The following is a 16292-nucleotide window of genomic DNA, read 5'->3' on the forward strand; positions in this document are numbered from 1 at the left end:
TTCAAACAATAAATGTTTAGACTACTTTCCCAAATAAAATTTGGGAATATTTCAAAAAAATTCTTAGACAAGCCGGGATTGCAAAGGGGATGGCGACTGTTCCCCTTTGCTTTTAAAAAGGATAAGTATAAAATTATAGGAAAAATATTTATTAATAATAAAAAAATAAAATAGATAATATATTTGAAATAAAGAAAAATAAAAAATAAGGAGAAAAAAAGAATGCTGATTTCGTTGAACTGGTTAAAGCAGTATATAGATTTAGATGGAATAGAAATAAATGAAATGGAAAATGCCCTTACTATGATTGGGCAGGAAGTGGAAAAAATCGAGGTGCTGGGGGAAAACTTGGAAAATGTTGCAACGGCACATATTATTGAAAAGGAGATGCATCCTGATTCGGATCATTTGACGATTTGTAAAGTGGATAATGGGAAGGAAATTTTGCAGGTTGTATGTGGTGCATCTAATCATAAGGCTGGGGATAAGGTTGTTTTAGCACAGGTTGGAGCAAAACTGGCTGAAGACTTTGTTATTAAAAAAGGGAAGATAAGAGGAGTGGAATCAAATGGAATGCTTTGTTCAGAAGAAGAACTGAATATTGGTAAGGATTCTGACGGGATTATGATTTTACCTCAAGATACACCTGCCGGAATACCAATGAAGGAATATTTGGGAATTAATGATACTGTGTTTGAGCTGGAAATTACGCCAAATCGTCCTGATTGTTTATCGCATATTGGGATTGCAAGAGAACTGGGGGCTTATTACGGGAAGGAAGTTAAATATCCTAGTTTTGTGATAAATACTGAAAATAGCGAAAAAACTGCTGACAATATTTCAGTTGAAATTGCAGACAGCAATTTGGCAAAAAGATATGTGGCTAGAATTATTAAAAATGTGACGGTTAAGGACAGTCCAAAATGGCTTAAGGAAAGAGTAGAATCTATTGGAATCAGAAGTATTAATAATATTGTAGATGCTTCAAATTTTGTGATGATGGAACTTAATCAGCCTAATCATGCTTTTGACCTTGATAAAATTGAAGGTGGAAAGATTGTTGTGAGAGCAGGGCTTGAAAACGAAAAACTGGTTACGCTTGATGAGCAGGAAAGAGAGTTAAATAGTGATGATATTGTAATTTCGGATGGAGTGAAAGCCGTAGCACTTGGTGGTGTAATGGGCGGAGAAAATTCACAAATTACTGAAAATACCAAAAATATCCTTCTAGAAGTGGCAAACTTTAACTCGCAAAATGTCAGAAAAACTTCAAGAAGATTGACTTTATCAAGTGATTCTTCATATAGATTTGAAAGAAGAGTGGACGAGGAAAATGCGGTTAATGTGATAAATAGACTTGCAAACTTGATTCAGGAAGTAGCAGGTGGAGAAATATTGGCTGGAGCTGTTGATAATTATCCTGTTCCTTATGAGAAAAAGTCTGCTGAACTTAATTTTGAAAGACTGAACCGTTTCGTTGGAAAAGTAATTCCTCGTGAAACTGTTGTTGGAATTTTAACTAGACTTGAAATTGAAGTTGTAGATAATGGAGAAACTTTGACATTGACTGCACCAAGTTACCGTGACGATTTGGAAAATGAGCAGGACTACTTTGAAGAAATTATCAGAATGTATGGTTTTGACAATATCGAAAACATTTTGCCAAAACTGGATATTAGCGAACAGCCAGTTATTGACACAACAAAACTTTCTACGCAGGTAAAACTTATTTCGGCAAATGCAGGACTGAAGGAAGTTATCAACTACAGCTTTGTGCCAAAAGATGCGATGGAAAAAATAAAATATACAGTTGCACAGGAAAAACTGATTGATGTGTTAAAACCAATTACAGAGGATTTTGTAACATTGCGTCCGACATTGCTTTACAGCCTTATCAAAAACGCAAAGGACAATATTAACAGAAATGTTTCAAATATTAGATTCTTTGAAGTGAGCAGAACTTTTGAAAAATCCGAAGAATTGGCAAAAGAAGAAGTGAAATTGGGAATAATTCTGGCTGGAGAAAACGACAAGACATTGTGGAATCCAAAACCTGTTCCTTACGATTTTTACGATTTGAAGGGAATTGTAGAAGAAATCTTTACACAGCTTAAATTCAATAACTATATGATAAAACGTTCTGAGCAAAGTCAGTTCCACCCTGGACGTTCAGTTGATGTGTTTGTGGGACGTGAATTAATTGGAAGCTTTGGAGAAATTCATCCAGATGTGCTGGAAAACTTTGACTTAGGGAAAACATCTGTTCTAGTTGGAGAATTTAACATTGACTTGATTCAGAAATATATTGGTAAAAAGGTAAATTATCAAGGAATTGTAAAATATCCGGCAGTTCCAAGAGATTTTGCATTCGTTATGAAGGAAGAAATCCTAGTTGGAGATGTATTAAAAACAATTCAGAAAGTTGACAAGAAAATAGAAAAAGTGGAACTGTTTGATATTTATCAAGGAGTTGGAGTGCTGCCTGGAATGAAGAGCGTGGCAATCAGCGTGGTGTTAAGAGATAAGAATAAAACGCTGGAAGAAAAGGAAATTATTGATATTTCCAATAAAATTGTGGCTAAGGTTGAGAAGGACTATGGTGCAGTTTTAAGACAATAAAAATTATTATGAATTTATGAGGTGATTGCTATGAAAAATAAAAAATTAAAAATAATAATTTCATTAATTGTCTGTGTTATTTTTACAGCATGTGGTAAATCACAAAATTCTAATAAAAATATTTATGAATACAAAACAAAATATGTAGGCGACAATTCTAAAGTAATAAATATTTTATCAAATTTAAAATATCCCAAGGAAACAAGCTATAATTCTGTACAAATTTTGTCGGAAAAAGAGCCTTATGGAATACTTGTGAAATTAAATACAAATTCTGGAAAAATTTCTGAAAAAAATGATTTTCTTAAGAATACAGTTGTAATGTTTGCTTTGATTGAAAATTTATCATTTGTAAAATATACAGATGTTTCAGATGATAAAATTATAGCCGAATTTACGAGAGATGAAATTGATAATTACTTGAAGGCTGAAGTGAATAAAAATACTAAAGAAATTGGGATGAATAAAAAGGAATTTATAAAATATTTGAATGAATAAAAGTTACAAATTTTAAAAAAGAGGGGGAATTGAGGTGTTAAAAATAGTAACATTGCCATTTGACGAGAAAATGGAAGAATTTGAGCAAAAAAAATTGGAAAGGGTGCTAGGAGATGTTCAAATGGTGAAGTATCAGGCTGAACTGGTAAAAATTGAGGGGAAATATTACTGGACGGTTTTTGTTGAATGTGAAAAAATTGAAAAGGTTAATAAAAATTCTGGAAAAGATAATTTTACACAAGATGTGAAAGAATTTAAAGAAACTAATAAAAATTATATGGAATATTTGACAGAAGATGAAATGGAACTATACAAGATATTAAAAGAATGGCGGGCAGGAGAAGCACAACTTTTGGGCTATCCGCCATATATCATTGCTTCAAATCAGCTTTTGGTGAATATTGCAAAAACTAATCCTAAAAACATTGAAGAACTTTCCCAGTTAAAGGGAATGGGAAAACGGAAAGTCAGGGATTATGGGGAAGAAATTTTACTGATTCTGGAAAATTTTTATGATATGAAAATTTAATTTAGAAAAAACTTAAAAACATTAAGGAAAAATCTACAATTTTATTTATGTCCAAGATTTTGAGTACAATTCAAAAAATACACCTCTTTCATTTTTGATTGAGGTATTTTTTTATTTACATATTTTTTTTGTTTTCAAAAGTTCCCTTTTCAAATTCTCCAATTTTTCTGACAATTTCACTCTCTTCACTTTCAACTTCTCACCATATACTTTTTTCACAAAGGACAAATTGCTGTCATAATACTCCTTTGCCTTTTTCAAGTCTAGCAATTCATAATTTTCTACAATTTTTTCACCATCTGAAATATAATCAATTGTTAATTTTTTAATATTTCCTGTATCTTCCAGCTTTTCGTCTTCTAGTGCTATAACATCATAAAAATCATTGTTTTTATAAACTCTATATAAATCCTTATTTCCCGGTAATGATGTTTTCCCGCTTTCATCGGAAATTTTCATTACGTTATTTTCATTGATTTTAGCCATTTTGTAAACTGTGCTTATTGCTCTTTCAGGTAATGCTATGGCATCTCCCACTCCAAATATATCTACTTTTGCATTATTTTTTATCAATGTTCTTATTTTTTTTTCATCAAGTCCACTTGTTAATACAATTTTTGCCTTATAAAGTCCATTTTTATCAAGGATTCTTCTACATTCCTTCGATAGTTTCTCCAAATTCCCTGAATCTATCCTTATCCCATACATTCCTTCATATTCATCATTTATGCCATTGTCCTTAAATGCCCTCACAGCACTGATTATTCCGCTCTCAAGAGTATTATAAGTGTCAATTAGCATTATAAGTGCCTGATTTTTGTTTCTGTACATCTTTATAAAAGCATCAAAGGCCTTGTATTCAGCATTTTCTCCCATTCCAAAAGTCTGGATAAAGCCGTGTGTCATTGTTCCTGTGCTTTTCAAATCATAAAAATATTCTGCCGCAAGATTTGAGTGGGATATACAGCCTGCCACATAGCTGGCCTTTGTCATTGTCATCGCCGCTTCAAATCCTGCCGTCCTTCTTGTCCCAAACGAAAGCACTCCCCTACCCTCAGCCGCCAGCACAATTTTGGAAGTGACTGTTGCCGCAAGCGTCTGATAATGAAGAATATTCAAAATAGGAGTTTCAATAATTTTACCCTGTATAAGCGGAGCAGTAACTGTCAATATCGGCTCATTTGAAAATACAATCTCTCCATCTCTCACTCCTTTTATTGTACCTGTAAACTTCATATTGGCAATATATTCGATAAAATCAGCATTATCAAATATTTTTGACAAATATTTCTTCTTATCTTCGCAAGAAGTTTCGTTAAGTATCTCAATAAGCCCAAGAACATCAGATATTCCATACACCACAGCATAGTCATTTTCCTTTTTTGTACGCAAAAACACATCAAAAGCTGCAATTTTATTTTGCATATTATTTTTTAGATAAATCTCACTTTCTGTGTACTGGTATCTGTCTGAATTTAAAAATTTAAAAAATTTTTCCATAATTAACCTCGTTTTATATTTTTTCTAAAATAAGTAAAGAGGCTGTTATTATCATATCATTTTACAGCCTCTATCTTTAGGGGTATTTATTTTCTTATTTACAAGTATCTTCCCAATTTGCAGGATAAACTACATATATAAATCTTGCAAAGTTTGGTGCACTAAATGTTATTTTGGAATCTTTAGGAATTAAAATAACATCCCCTCTATTTCCTGTAACTTTGTTACCATCTATTATAATTTCCAATGTTCCATCTATTATGTAGTCAATTTCATCATATCTCAAAGTCCAGTCAAAAGCGGATTCTTCCATTTCCATTACTCCGCATCCCAATCTTCCACTTTCCTCTATTGTAAACACATCTGTCAAAAATACCTTAGCATTTGGATTTCCTGTATCAAATCTTTTAGGCTTTACAGTAGGAATCTTAACAACTCCAACTCCACTTTTATCAATATGTTTTTCAAATCCTCCAACTTTCCTGTTTAATTCTTCCTGCACCACTTTTCTAAGTATTTTTTCCAATGTTTCCCTGTCTAAATTTTTTAAATCCATTTTTTCCTCCCAAGTCCTTTTATTAATTTTTAGGAACAAATAATCTTGTTTGTTTATTTCTTGTCTGAATCAATGTCCTCATGTCTTTTACCAAGTCTTCAGGCTTTCTTTTAATAAACTATTTTGTTGTTTCCTTTTTACAGAACAATATTTTTGCTACCAATATCGCTGTTACTCCTGCCACTAATTTTCCAACTATCATCGGAAAAATCATTTGAGTAAATCTTTCTCCATTTAATTCAAATCCAGCTGTAAATCCTAAATGATCTCCAAACACAAATGCCGCACTTACTGCAAAAGCAATATTCATTACTTTCCCATTTGCATCCATATCTTTTAAAATTCCAAACATCGGAATATTGTTAGCCAAAGTTGCAACTAATCCAGCCGCTCCAGCTTCATTCATTCCAAGTCCTTTTCCTAATACTTCCAGCGGTTTTCCAAATACTTTTGTAATAAAATGAACCAATGGATATGCTCCAGCCAGCACTATCGCAATTGCTCCAACTGTTCCTAAACCATCTTTTATCGAAGCCATTCCAGGAATTACTACAAACCCTGTTAATTCTTGAATTATAGCTGCCACCAACCCTATTGTAATTATAGTTACTACTGCCTGTCCAAAAACGGCAAATCCTTTTGTCATTTTTTCAGGTATGAAAATTAATCCTAAAATAATTAATGCTGCAACAATTATTATTGGTATCAAATTGACTAAAATCAATCCTATCGGAAATCCAGCCACTATTCCACCTGCAAGCACTCCTAATGGTATTGTAGTAATTCCAGCCAAAATACCTTTTGCCAAATAAGGTTTATCTTCCTTTTGAATTATCCCCAACGCTACCGGTATTGTAAACACGATAGTTGGCCCCATCATAGAACCTAGTATAAACGCTGCCAATCTCCCCGCTTCAGGATTTTTAGCCATTCCTAATGCAAGTGGTGCTCCTCCCATATCATTTGCAAGAAGTGTTGTCGCAAACATTGCAGGATCTGCCCCTAATACTGAATAAATCGGCCCTACTACTGGTGTCAAAAGATTTCCTAAAACTGGTGCTAAAGAAATAATCCCAACCATGGCAACTGCAAGTGAACCCATAGCCATTATCCCTTCTTCAAATTTTTCACCATACCCCAGTTTGTTTCCAAATATCTTATCTATTCCACCTATTGCCATAAAAATAGTCATAATAATAATTATTATTTTATCTATTCCCATTTTACATTCCTCCCAAATTTTCATTTAATTTTTTTATTTTAAACGAAAATACTCAAAATTATGTTTATACAAGATTACTTCCCATAAAATATCTTTTAGTTGCATTATCTCCCAATCATGCAGAAGTTCTAATAATAAAAATACAAGTAAAGTTATATTTATAGGAACCTTTTCCAAAATATTTTAGAAAAATATAGAATTGCCTAACCAAAATAATTTTTTACCTAATGGAAAAATAGTATTATAAATTTACAAGGCAATTCTATTTATTGCTCAATCCTTTTCAAAATCAAACAGTCATAACTTTTTCAAGTCTGGTTTTAAAGTGATTTCACCATAATTAATGATTTGTTCATTAATAAGTCAATGGATTGTCTGCCACAGATTTTACGGCTTCTGCAAACGCATCACACGCAGCCTTGCATGCAGACTGACTTCCTGTCAAAAGTCCTCCACCAAAGTTTGTTTCTGAAGGTGGCCCATAAAATGCAACTAATCTCACGTCAGCAGCTTTTAATGCAACATCCAGAGCATACATTGCTTCAAGTGGCGGTGCAATTAAGTACGCCAGCGATTCCCCTTCTTCAATTCCTGCTATTTTTGATAAATAAGTTCCTGTTCTTGATACACAGTGTGCATAGTAAGCAATGCTGTCATCATCATTTGCACTTATAAATGCACCTTCGTTTTCAATAAAGTCAACTGCCGCAGCAAGTCCGCTTTTTACTTCCGCAGGAGTAGGTCCCGACAAGATTCCTATTACTTCTCCAGCCAGTTTTGTATTTGCATTTGCAGCCCCACCATAGAATGATTTTCCATAAGCCACGTCAACAACGGCTTTTTTCGTAGCTTCATCCAATGCTGTGTAAGTAACGTCATCGCAGTCTGCAGTTATAATACCTATACTTCTATGCTCATCAGGTAATTCCAGCTCTTTAGCCATATCTCTGTCCACATTCGGAATTAATCTCACAGCTAATACATTAGCCTTTAGTCTATCGCCTTTCATTGTTCCTCCTAAAAATGTTAATTTTATTTTTATTCTCAAAGTTCGGTTTATTTAAGTTATTTTTACAATTTCAAGTCCTGTCCACTTGCTTTTGCGTCAATTATTTTCTTAATCAGTGTTGCAACGTGCGCCCCCGCTTCTGATGATGGAGTTCCGTCCTTGTGAATATTTGACACAACTGTTCTTTTTGCTTCAGAAATTCCTGGACGAGCCTTGTAAGTAATGTAGGCGCTCATACTTTCCGCAGTTGTAAGTCCTGGACGCTCTCCAATTAATATGCACACAACATCAGCGTTCAGGATTTCTCCAACGTGATCTCCCGCTCCAACTCTTCCATATTTGATAAAGAACGGTGTTCCTGTGTCAATTCCATATCCTTTAAGCCCGTTTAACAATGCAGGAATTATATTTTTAGCATTCGCTTCAATCGCAGTTGAACTTAGCCCGTCTGACAACAATATTTGAACTGTCGGATTCTTTTTACATTTTTCCTCTATGGTTTTTATTCCTTCCTGTGAAATTTTTCTACCCAAGTCAGGACGAGTTATATATTGATCTCTACTTTCACATTCTGTAGTAATTTCAAATAACCCAAGTTCATCGAGAAACTCTGTTGGAACATCATTAAATACAGCATCCTGTGCAGCTGCGTGATCTGCCCGTAGTCTTAGCAGAACCTCCGTCTTCATTCTTGTTCCAGCTCTTCCAATTCCCAGTCTTGCAGATGTCTTTTGTTTTAATTTCATATATTCTTCCCTGTCTTCAGGATTATCCACAAGCATTTGATCCTTAATATTTATTTGTCCAACATCTCTTACTTCCCCATTTACAATATGTGGATTATCAACTGATTCACTTCCACTTTCCATATAAGTTGAACTTGTACTCACAATTGGTGCTTTTTCTTCCATAGTTGTCGATGGTTCGTCTATTTTTATTTCACCTATTATTTTTTCAATTACATCCCTTAGTTCTCTTTCTGATAACATTGATTTTTCCTCCCTATTTTAAGAAAATTGAAGCATCTCCAGCTCTATCTGTAAGTTTTCCATCTTTCATTATTCCCATTTTTTCCAGCCATTTTTCAAAAGGTTTTATTGGACGTCTGTTGCACAAATCTCTTAATGTGGCGTCATCGTGGTAGGAAGATGTCTGATAGTTAAGCATGATGTCATCTCCTGCTGGAATAGCCATAAAATAGTTACATCCTGCAACTGTCAATAATATTTTCAAGTTTTCAATATCATTCTGATCCGCTTTCATATGGTTAGTGTAACAGGCATCAACTCCCATTGAAATTCCTGTAAGTTTACCCATAAAATGATCTTCAAGTCCAGCTCTTATTACTTGTTTACTGTTGTAAAGATATTCTGGCCCGATAAATCCAACAACTGTATTTACGATAAATGGATCAAATTTTTTGGCAAATCCGTAACATCTTGCTTCCATTGTAACCTGATCGCATCCGTGATGTGCGTCTGACGACAACTCTGAACCTTGTCCTGTTTCAAAGTACATTACGTTAGGCCCTGTAGCTGTTCCGTGTTTTAAAGCCAATTCTCTTGCTTCCTGAATCATATCCCCAGTTATACCAAATGCTTCATTTCCTTTTTGAGAACCTGCAATACTTTGGAAAATCAAGTCTGTTGGAGCCCCTCTTCTAACTGCCTCCATTTGCGTAGTTACGTGAGCCAGTACACAAATTTGTGTAGGAATTTGCCATTTAGTCTTTATTTCGTGAAATCTTTGCAAGACTCTCATAACGCTGTCAACACTGTCATCAACTGGATTTAATCCCAAAAGAGCATCTCCTTGCCCAAAACTGAGCCCTTCGTAAGTTGATAACATAATTCCATCTGGATCATCTGTTGTATGGTTAGGCTGCAATCTTGTAGCAAGTATTCCTTCCCCACCTATTTCAGTATTACAGAATTTTTTAATTCTTATTTTGCTTGCTCCCTGAATAAGATCCATATTGCTCATAAATTTAGCAACTGCCGCCACCATTTCACTTGTAAGCCCTTTGCTTATTCTTTTTATATCGTCCCCTGTCGTATGTGAATCCAAAATCCATTCTCTTAATTCACTTACAGTCCAGTTTTTTATTTCTCCAAAAATTTTTTCATTTACAGCGTCCTGTATAATTCTTGTAACTTCATCTTCTTCATAAGGTACCGCTGGATTATTTCTCAAATCCGCCAATGTCAATTCAGCTAATACGGCTTTGGCAGCTACTCTTTCTTCCGCTGTGCTTGCACTTACTCCAGCAAGTTCATCTCCTGATCTAAATTCACTTGCTTTATTCTGCACATCTTTTACAGATTTAAATTCATACGTATGTCCAAATAATTTAGTTTTTAATACCATTGTTACATGCCACCTCTCTAAATTTTTTTATTTAATAACTGAATACCAACGTTTTTATTACAACTGGCAAAACATTTCCATTTCCCAGTGGCGCTCCTATATCAATATAATCTCCATCCCTCACTTTTACACTGTCTATGCAAATTATATCATAACCGTCAAGTTCCAGCTTCATACATTGTCCCAATACTTTTGCCATATCATTTTCGACTATGACGATTACAGGATGACTTTTGTTATGTTTTCTTTTTACAACGTCTGAAATTACCGAAGACAGTTCCATTATGTCAGTATATGCCATATTATGCTGCCCTTTAAAGGCAAGTGCTACATTTTCAATTTCATTTTCAGAGCTAAACCAGTTCAGTTTATCTTCAATAACTTTTCCAAGCTCATTAACTGGCAACTGCTCGTCTCCCTCAGACATTTTCAGCACAGGAATATTCTTTATTGGGAAAATTCCTTCAGTATAAGTTATTGTGCTTCCGCTTATTTCTGTCGTATGGCTTCCTGCACCAACTACTGTCGCTCCAATTGTTTCGCTTAATTTCAGAGGCTCTATATTTAACTCTTTCAGGACTTTTACCATTTCCTCTCCAAAAATTACTCCTATATCGTTATACTTGTACAAGTCCTTTTCAGTTCTTCCATAAACAAAATCTGCAATTCCTCCAGTAAACGAATAATGCTCAATATTGCCATTATGCTTCCTAAAATCCTTATAAGTTACTATTTTACGATATAAATCAGTCTTTGGCAAAAGTTCAACGCTTTCAAAAATAAGCTGTGCCATTCTTCTTGTTATTTTTCTTACATCCTGCTCGCTTATTCTTCTGCCTAACTCCATTTTTACATTCACATCATCGGCAATATCATACATTTTTTTGAAAATATAACGTATATTCCCATTTCCATCAAATTTTATAAGTCTTCCCCCAATGTCAAGACAGGTAGTATCTTCGACTTCCCCTCTGTTGAAAACTACAATGTTTGTAGTTCCTCCCCCAATATCAAAGTTTACAATACTTGTATTTTTCTCATCAGAATATCCGTAAGCTCCTGAACCTTTTCCAGCGATAATGCTTTCCAGATCGGGCCCTGCCGTTGCGACTACGAAATCTCCCGCCATTCCACTAAGAATTTGCAGCACTTCCTTCGCATTTTCCTTTCTTGCAGTATCTCCTGTTATTATTACAGCCCCTGTCGAAACATCTTTGTATTGAATATTGGCTTTTTTGTATTCAGATTCTATTATTTCCTTAACCTTTTTTGCATCTATTTTTGTTTCATTTTCTAATGGGGTAATATAAATTTCACTTCTGTAAACAACTTCTTTTCCTATTATTTTAAGTTGAGGTGCTGTAAATGCAGTCCCTCTGTTCTCTATGTAAATTTTTGAGAAAATAAGCTGTGTCGTAGAAGTCCCAATATCTATTCCTACACTTAATATTTCTTCTATCATTACACAAGACTCCTTTGTCTTAATTAATATTTATCCCAAAAGATAAATCAATTTTCAAAACCAAAGCTGATTTCTGTTCCTTTCTCTCCAGTCTTTATATCCAGATTTCCATAAAGTTTTTCCTTCACAAGACTTTTTACTATCCTTAGCCCGATGCTTCCCTTTTCAAAATCCTTTTCATTCATTCCGATTCCATTATCACTTATGGAAACACAGGACTTCATTTCCCCTTTTTTCACTTTAATCGTTATATGTCCCCTGTCCCGCTCCTTAAAAGCGTGCTTTATACAATTTTCCACAAGTTCATTCACTATAAGTGCAATGGTTGTAGCCTTATCTGAATTAATTTCAAAGTTATCTCCAATTACATCTATTTTTAATTTCAAATGTCCCTCCAGATTTTCTCTCACCGAATTTTTTAGGATTTTATTTATAACCTCCTTTATTTCCAGCTCATCCAATCCATTTTGAGCAAGCAGCTCGTGAGTTACCGATATGCTTAAAATTCTGTTTATACTATCGCTAAATGCAGCTTTTACAGCTTTATCATCAGTTTTTCTTGCCTGTATCCTAAGAAGACTTGCGATTGTCTGTAAGTTATTTTTCACTCTATGATGTATTTCCTTAATTGCAACAGATTTTAAAATCAGTTCCTTTTCCTTGATTTTTATTTCTGTAATATCCTTTATAAATAAAACCACATTTTTAACATCTTTTGTTTCCTTTACCAGAATATATTCCAGACTTAAAACCATATTTGATATGTTTACATCCGATTTCTCCTTTACTTTCCCGCTTAGCACCTCTTCAAACTCAACATTGTCAATTACAATATTATCAAATTTCTCTCCAAGGAAAAAATCCTTATAGCCTATCTTCCTGTACACATATTTTGCTCTGGAATTAGCATATATGCACACGCCTTCTTCATTAAAGATTATAATTCCATCGTTAATATAGTCGATTATTTTCCGCTCCCGCCGCATTCCAACGGAACTCATAAGAATTTCATCAGTCGCATTGTTTAAAAAACTTAGCTCCTTATTGATGCTTTCCTCATTCACACCTTCCTCGACTATAAGAACGGCTATCACTGCACCATCTGTTTTATCGCTTCTTATAGGCACCACATTTTGCGTAACACTTTTATTTTCCTGCGTCAATGCCTTGTAGTCTCGTGACGGATGTCCAGTTTCCAGTGTTCTTAATACTGCTGGCTCATTTTTTCTATAGGCAAATTTTCCTACAACGCTTCGAGTATAGCTTGAACCCCGTCTTGGATTTGCCTCAGCAACTACAATCGCCGTATCCCTGTTTTCTGTCATACAATCAATAAATACGTCCGCCTTTAATAGTTTGCTCATAACAGGCAGCCCTTCACATATTTTTTCCAGCTTTTCAATATCCTTATTTGAAAGCCCCGTATATTGTTTACATATCGTTCTAAGCATTTTCATCTCCAGATAAAATTATAATATCGGCTATTTTCCCCATGTCGCACCGTTTGTTCATGCTAAGTGTCCTTATGTACTCGTATGCCTCATTTTCAGTGAAATTCCTTGTTTTCATCAAAATGCTTTTGGCTATGTCTATTTTTTTTCTATCCTCCAGCTTCTGACTCGTTTTTAAATATTTCTTTTCCAGTTCCTCAAATTCTTCCTGTTTGTTAAATATGATTTCCAAATTAGGAATAAAGGACTTTTCGTCAATGGGCTTCACTATATATCCTATTATTCCTATACTTTTAGCTTCCTCTATAAATTCCTTGTTGGAATAGGCTGTAAGTAAAACAATACCTCTAGACAATTTCTCCTTCGTTATTACTTTCGCCGCTTTCAGTCCATCCAGTATAGGCATCTTAATATCCATTATTACAAAATCAGGTTTATACTTCCTGCTTTGCTCTATTGCATCAAATCCATCTCCCGCCTCAGCAACTACATCGTAATTTGCTTCCCTAAGTATCTCGCAAATGTCCATTCTTGTTATCGGCTCATCGTCTACAACTATTATTTTTCTCATCTTTTTCTCTTTTCCTAAAATTTAATATAAATCTGTCAATAACTGCTTCATTTCAATTCTGCTAAATCTTCGTGGATTTTCTCCTGTACACATATCATTTTCTATTTGATCAATTATGCCTTCCATTTCATCAAAATATTGTTCTTTCGGGATTCCAAGTTCACTTAAACTGTTTGGTATTCCCATTTTAGCTGCTCTCATTTTAATAGCCTTTGCCAGTATCTCCACACCTTCTACATCTTCTTTAGGAGAAAATCCTAACGCTTCCACAATTTCCCTGTAATATTTTGCCGCATTTTTATTTCGTGCATTAAATTGTACAACTTTTGACATGATTACAGCATTTAATCTTCCATGCGGTTTATGAAATCTTGCTCCCAGAGAATGTGCTATGCTGTGATTTATTCCCAGTCCTGCATTGCTAAATGCAACTCCCGCCATACAAGAGGCAATCTGTAAATTAATTCTTTCTCTTTCCAGCTGCGGATTTTCAAAATTACTTACCAAGTCAGCAAATACTGTCTTTATCGCTCCAATGGCAAATGTATTTGTAAACAGGTTTCTAGATTTTGAAACATATGCTTCTATAGCATGTGTCAAAACATCCATTCCTGTGTCCGCAATTATTGATGGCGGAAGAGTTTTTATAAATTCTGGATTTAAGATTGCTATGTCAGGAAGCATTTCGCTATCGCTTAGCGGTATTTTTTTATCTTTTGTTGTAACAACTGCATAAGATGTCACTTCCGAACCTGTTCCGCTCGTTGTTGGAATAGCAATGAATTTTGGCTTTTTATTTTGTCCCATTGCCCTTTTTATCTGATTTGTAAAATAAATCATTGATTTACAGGCATCTATTGGTGAACCTCCTCCAAGTGCTATTATGCAGTCGGGATCATATGCACTTAATTCCAGCATTCCCTCTATAATTTCCTCATCTGTAGGATCCGGTTTAACATCCGAATATATTTTGGCATCTATTCCTCTTGATTTTAAGATATTTGTTATTCTGTCTACAACTTTTAGCTTTACCATATTTTCATCTGTAACTAAAAATACTTTTTCCATTTCCAATGTTCTTAATATATCCAAAGAGTTAGCACCATAATGGATATCCGGCTTTATTTGAAATAACCCCATCAAATCCACTTCCTTTCTATTGCATGCTCAAGCCCCTTTAATGTCCAGCTTAAAAGTAAGTAATTCCAGGGGTGAGCAAAATAGTCATAACTTTTAAATTTAGTTCTAAAGTAGGTTTACTGTAGTTCCTTTAATTTGGATAATATTTTCTGGACTGTTTCAGGATCTGTTATTTTGTAATCTTTTACGAGTATTTCAATCGCTTTCTTTTCCAAATCTCCACAATCCTTTCCCACATCTTTTCTGATGTTATTTCCCGATTCACAGTTTGACTTGCAGCAAGATTTTTCATATCTTACTTCAACTCCCTGTTCCCTAATCATGTCCTTTGCCCCGGGAGTAATAATCATATCAGCCTGAACCACCAGTTCCTTATCTTGAACATATTCAAAAAGATTTTTTACCGTTATCAATCTTTTTCTCATTTTTTTTACTCCTTTTCTGATTCCAAACTGTCTATTATTCCCACAATAGTTGCATCCACTGGAGTTTCAGCATCAAATATATGTCTTGCAGAGCTTCCTGTAACAATTATCACTTTGTCGCCTTGTCCAGCGCCAATGTAATCAGCTGCCACAATTTTTCTGCTTCCACGTCTTTCATCTGTCCCTTCCACTTCAACTACCATTAGTTTTAGTCCTTTCAGTTTTTCATCCTTCCTTGTTGCCCAGACATTATCTACAACTTTTCCAATTAACATATTATTTCCCTCTTTCATAGCACAATTCAATGCTATTTTCTTTTATATAATCCATCGCAAGGGAAGTTATTTTACCTTTTCCATCAACTACGAGTGTTTGATTTTTTAGTCCCAGCTTTTTTAGCCCACTTTCTGTTACCAAGCCCTTCAAATAAACCTTTTCTTTGGCATTAAAAATATTTTTAACTTCCGTTCTTTTTACAACCTTTATTCCAAATTCCCTGACTTTGTCAAGATACCCGTCATAAAGATTGATTAATGCAGCAGGTTTAGTATATTTTTTATATTCCAGCCCTTCCTCCACAAGCACGACTTTACCATCGTTAAAAAGAAATTCCGTTATAATGCTTTTTCTCCCTTGTGAAAGTTCAATCAGTTCATTTATTCCAAGTGTTGATACGACAAGTATTTTTTTATTTTCACATTGTCCAATGGCTTCCCATTTGCTGTCTAACTTTACATTTTCTACGAATGATGTTTCTTTTTTTAATTCGTCCTTTAAAATTTCATCATTTCCCAAAAAAGCCACTATTATTGATTTTTTAAAAATAATCTCATTATTTTCAGACAAATTTTCATTTTCCTTTTTGGCAATTTCCTTTAACACTTCCCTTGCAAGCACTTCTATCAAATTCTGAGTATCCATTTTATCTCCTCACAATGCCTTT

Annotated in this window: 16 protein-coding genes; 3 read left to right on the plus strand and 13 right to left on the minus strand. The window is 34.4% G+C overall.

The window, feature by feature from the left end; translation table 11 throughout:
- The first annotated feature begins 222 nt into the window (after window positions 1-222).
- From pheT to K324_RS0101205, 3 genes are read left to right on the plus strand one after another with little or no spacing between them, the layout of a single operon-like run.
- A complete protein-coding gene (gene pheT / locus K324_RS0101195; RefSeq protein WP_026747528.1) occupies window positions 223-2619 on the plus strand; it encodes a phenylalanine--tRNA ligase subunit beta in 2397 nt (798 codons plus the stop codon).
- A 30-nt stretch (window positions 2620-2649) separates the two neighbouring features.
- Entirely contained in the window at window positions 2650-3117 is a 468-nt protein-coding gene (locus K324_RS0101200) for a DUF4825 domain-containing protein (RefSeq protein ID WP_026747529.1), read from the plus strand.
- 34 nt (window positions 3118-3151) lie between these two features.
- On the plus strand, window positions 3152-3646 hold the full coding sequence (locus tag K324_RS0101205; protein WP_026747530.1) for an HRDC domain-containing protein: 495 nt from the start codon (window positions 3152-3154) through the stop codon (window positions 3644-3646).
- 111 nt (window positions 3647-3757) lie between these two features.
- Here the strand turns inward: K324_RS0101205 and pncB are convergent, their stop codons facing one another.
- The 13 genes from pncB to K324_RS0101270 form a co-directional block, all read right to left on the minus strand.
- The gene (gene pncB, locus K324_RS0101210; protein ID WP_026747531.1) at window positions 3758-5146 is read right to left on the minus strand and encodes a nicotinate phosphoribosyltransferase; all 1389 of its coding nucleotides are present in this window, start codon (window positions 5144-5146) and stop codon (window positions 3758-3760) included.
- 94 nt (window positions 5147-5240) lie between these two features.
- Complete coding sequence (locus K324_RS0101215) at window positions 5241-5702, minus strand: cupin domain-containing protein (protein ID WP_026747532.1); 462 nt, start codon at window positions 5700-5702, stop codon at window positions 5241-5243.
- Window positions 5703-5820: 118 nt separating this feature from the next.
- Entirely contained in the window at window positions 5821-6924 is a 1104-nt protein-coding gene (eutH, locus tag K324_RS0101220) for an ethanolamine utilization protein EutH (RefSeq protein ID WP_026747533.1), read from the minus strand.
- A 355-nt stretch (window positions 6925-7279) separates the two neighbouring features.
- Window positions 7280-7933 (minus strand): ethanolamine utilization microcompartment protein EutL, encoded by a 654-nt coding sequence (gene eutL / locus K324_RS0101225; RefSeq protein ID WP_026747534.1) that lies wholly within the window; start codon window positions 7931-7933, stop codon window positions 7280-7282.
- Between the two features lie 62 nt (window positions 7934-7995).
- On the minus strand, window positions 7996-8922 hold the full coding sequence (gene eutC, locus K324_RS0101230; protein ID WP_026747535.1) for an ethanolamine ammonia-lyase subunit EutC: 927 nt from the start codon (window positions 8920-8922) through the stop codon (window positions 7996-7998).
- Between the two features lie 13 nt (window positions 8923-8935).
- Window positions 8936-10300, minus strand: a complete 1365-nt coding sequence (locus tag K324_RS0101235; protein ID WP_026747536.1) for an ethanolamine ammonia-lyase subunit EutB — start codon at window positions 10298-10300, stop codon at window positions 8936-8938.
- Between the two features lie 31 nt (window positions 10301-10331).
- Window positions 10332-11762 (minus strand): ethanolamine ammonia-lyase reactivating factor EutA, encoded by a 1431-nt coding sequence (eutA, locus tag K324_RS0101240; RefSeq protein WP_026747537.1) that lies wholly within the window; start codon window positions 11760-11762, stop codon window positions 10332-10334.
- A 47-nt stretch (window positions 11763-11809) separates the two neighbouring features.
- Window positions 11810-13213: a sensor histidine kinase gene (locus tag K324_RS0101245; RefSeq protein WP_026747538.1), complete on the minus strand. Its 1404-nt coding sequence runs from the start codon at window positions 13211-13213 to the stop codon at window positions 11810-11812.
- A complete protein-coding gene (locus K324_RS0101250) occupies window positions 13206-13784 on the minus strand; it encodes an ANTAR domain-containing response regulator (RefSeq protein ID WP_026747539.1) in 579 nt (192 codons plus the stop codon). The genes K324_RS0101245 and K324_RS0101250 overlap by 8 nt, the downstream gene beginning before the upstream one ends.
- 21 nt (window positions 13785-13805) lie before the next feature.
- A complete protein-coding gene (locus tag K324_RS0101255; RefSeq protein ID WP_026747540.1) occupies window positions 13806-14924 on the minus strand; it encodes a 1-propanol dehydrogenase PduQ in 1119 nt (372 codons plus the stop codon).
- Between the two features lie 116 nt (window positions 14925-15040).
- Window positions 15041-15349, minus strand: a complete 309-nt coding sequence (locus K324_RS0101260) for a hypothetical protein (RefSeq protein ID WP_026747541.1) — start codon at window positions 15347-15349, stop codon at window positions 15041-15043.
- Between the two features lie 5 nt (window positions 15350-15354).
- Complete coding sequence (locus tag K324_RS0101265) at window positions 15355-15624, minus strand: EutN/CcmL family microcompartment protein (RefSeq protein WP_026747542.1); 270 nt, start codon at window positions 15622-15624, stop codon at window positions 15355-15357.
- Window position 15625: 1 nt separating this feature from the next.
- Window positions 15626-16270: an ethanolamine utilization protein gene (locus K324_RS0101270; RefSeq protein WP_026747543.1), complete on the minus strand. Its 645-nt coding sequence runs from the start codon at window positions 16268-16270 to the stop codon at window positions 15626-15628.
- Between the last annotated feature and the right edge of the window lie 22 nt (window positions 16271-16292).

Origin of the sequence: Leptotrichia trevisanii DSM 22070, from assembly GCF_000482505.1 — a bacterium.
Lineage (GTDB): Bacteria > Fusobacteriota > Fusobacteriia > Fusobacteriales > Leptotrichiaceae > Leptotrichia > Leptotrichia trevisanii.

Bases quoted from the DNA above. Each gene is read 5' to 3' on its own strand.
- K324_RS0101270 (WP_026747543.1), bottom strand. From the start codon at position 16,270: ATGGATACTCAGAATTTGATAGAAGTGCTTGCAAGGGAAGTGTTAAAG.
- pncB (WP_026747531.1), bottom strand. From the start codon at position 5,146: ATGGAAAAATTTTTTAAATTTTTAAATTCAGACAGATACCAGTACACA.
- eutH (WP_026747533.1), bottom strand. From the start codon at position 6,924: ATGGGAATAGATAAAATAATAATTATTATTATGACTATTTTTATGGCA.
- K324_RS0101235 (WP_026747536.1), bottom strand. From the start codon at position 10,300: ATGGTATTAAAAACTAAATTATTTGGACATACGTATGAATTTAAATCT.
- eutA (WP_026747537.1), bottom strand. From the start codon at position 11,762: ATGATAGAAGAAATATTAAGTGTAGGAATAGATATTGGGACTTCTACG.
- K324_RS0101250 (WP_026747539.1), bottom strand. From the start codon at position 13,784: ATGAGAAAAATAATAGTTGTAGACGATGAGCCGATAACAAGAATGGAC.
- eutL (WP_026747534.1), bottom strand. From the start codon at position 7,933: ATGAAAGGCGATAGACTAAAGGCTAATGTATTAGCTGTGAGATTAATT.
- pheT (WP_026747528.1), top strand. From the start codon at position 223: ATGCTGATTTCGTTGAACTGGTTAAAGCAGTATATAGATTTAGATGGA.
- K324_RS0101260 (WP_026747541.1), bottom strand. From the start codon at position 15,349: ATGAGAAAAAGATTGATAACGGTAAAAAATCTTTTTGAATATGTTCAA.
- K324_RS0101215 (WP_026747532.1), bottom strand. From the start codon at position 5,702: ATGGATTTAAAAAATTTAGACAGGGAAACATTGGAAAAAATACTTAGA.
- K324_RS0101245 (WP_026747538.1), bottom strand. From the start codon at position 13,213: ATGCTTAGAACGATATGTAAACAATATACGGGGCTTTCAAATAAGGAT.
- K324_RS0101200 (WP_026747529.1), top strand. From the start codon at position 2,650: ATGAAAAATAAAAAATTAAAAATAATAATTTCATTAATTGTCTGTGTT.
- eutC (WP_026747535.1), bottom strand. From the start codon at position 8,922: ATGTTATCAGAAAGAGAACTAAGGGATGTAATTGAAAAAATAATAGGT.
- K324_RS0101265 (WP_026747542.1), bottom strand. From the start codon at position 15,624: ATGTTAATTGGAAAAGTTGTAGATAATGTCTGGGCAACAAGGAAGGAT.
- K324_RS0101255 (WP_026747540.1), bottom strand. From the start codon at position 14,924: ATGGGGTTATTTCAAATAAAGCCGGATATCCATTATGGTGCTAACTCT.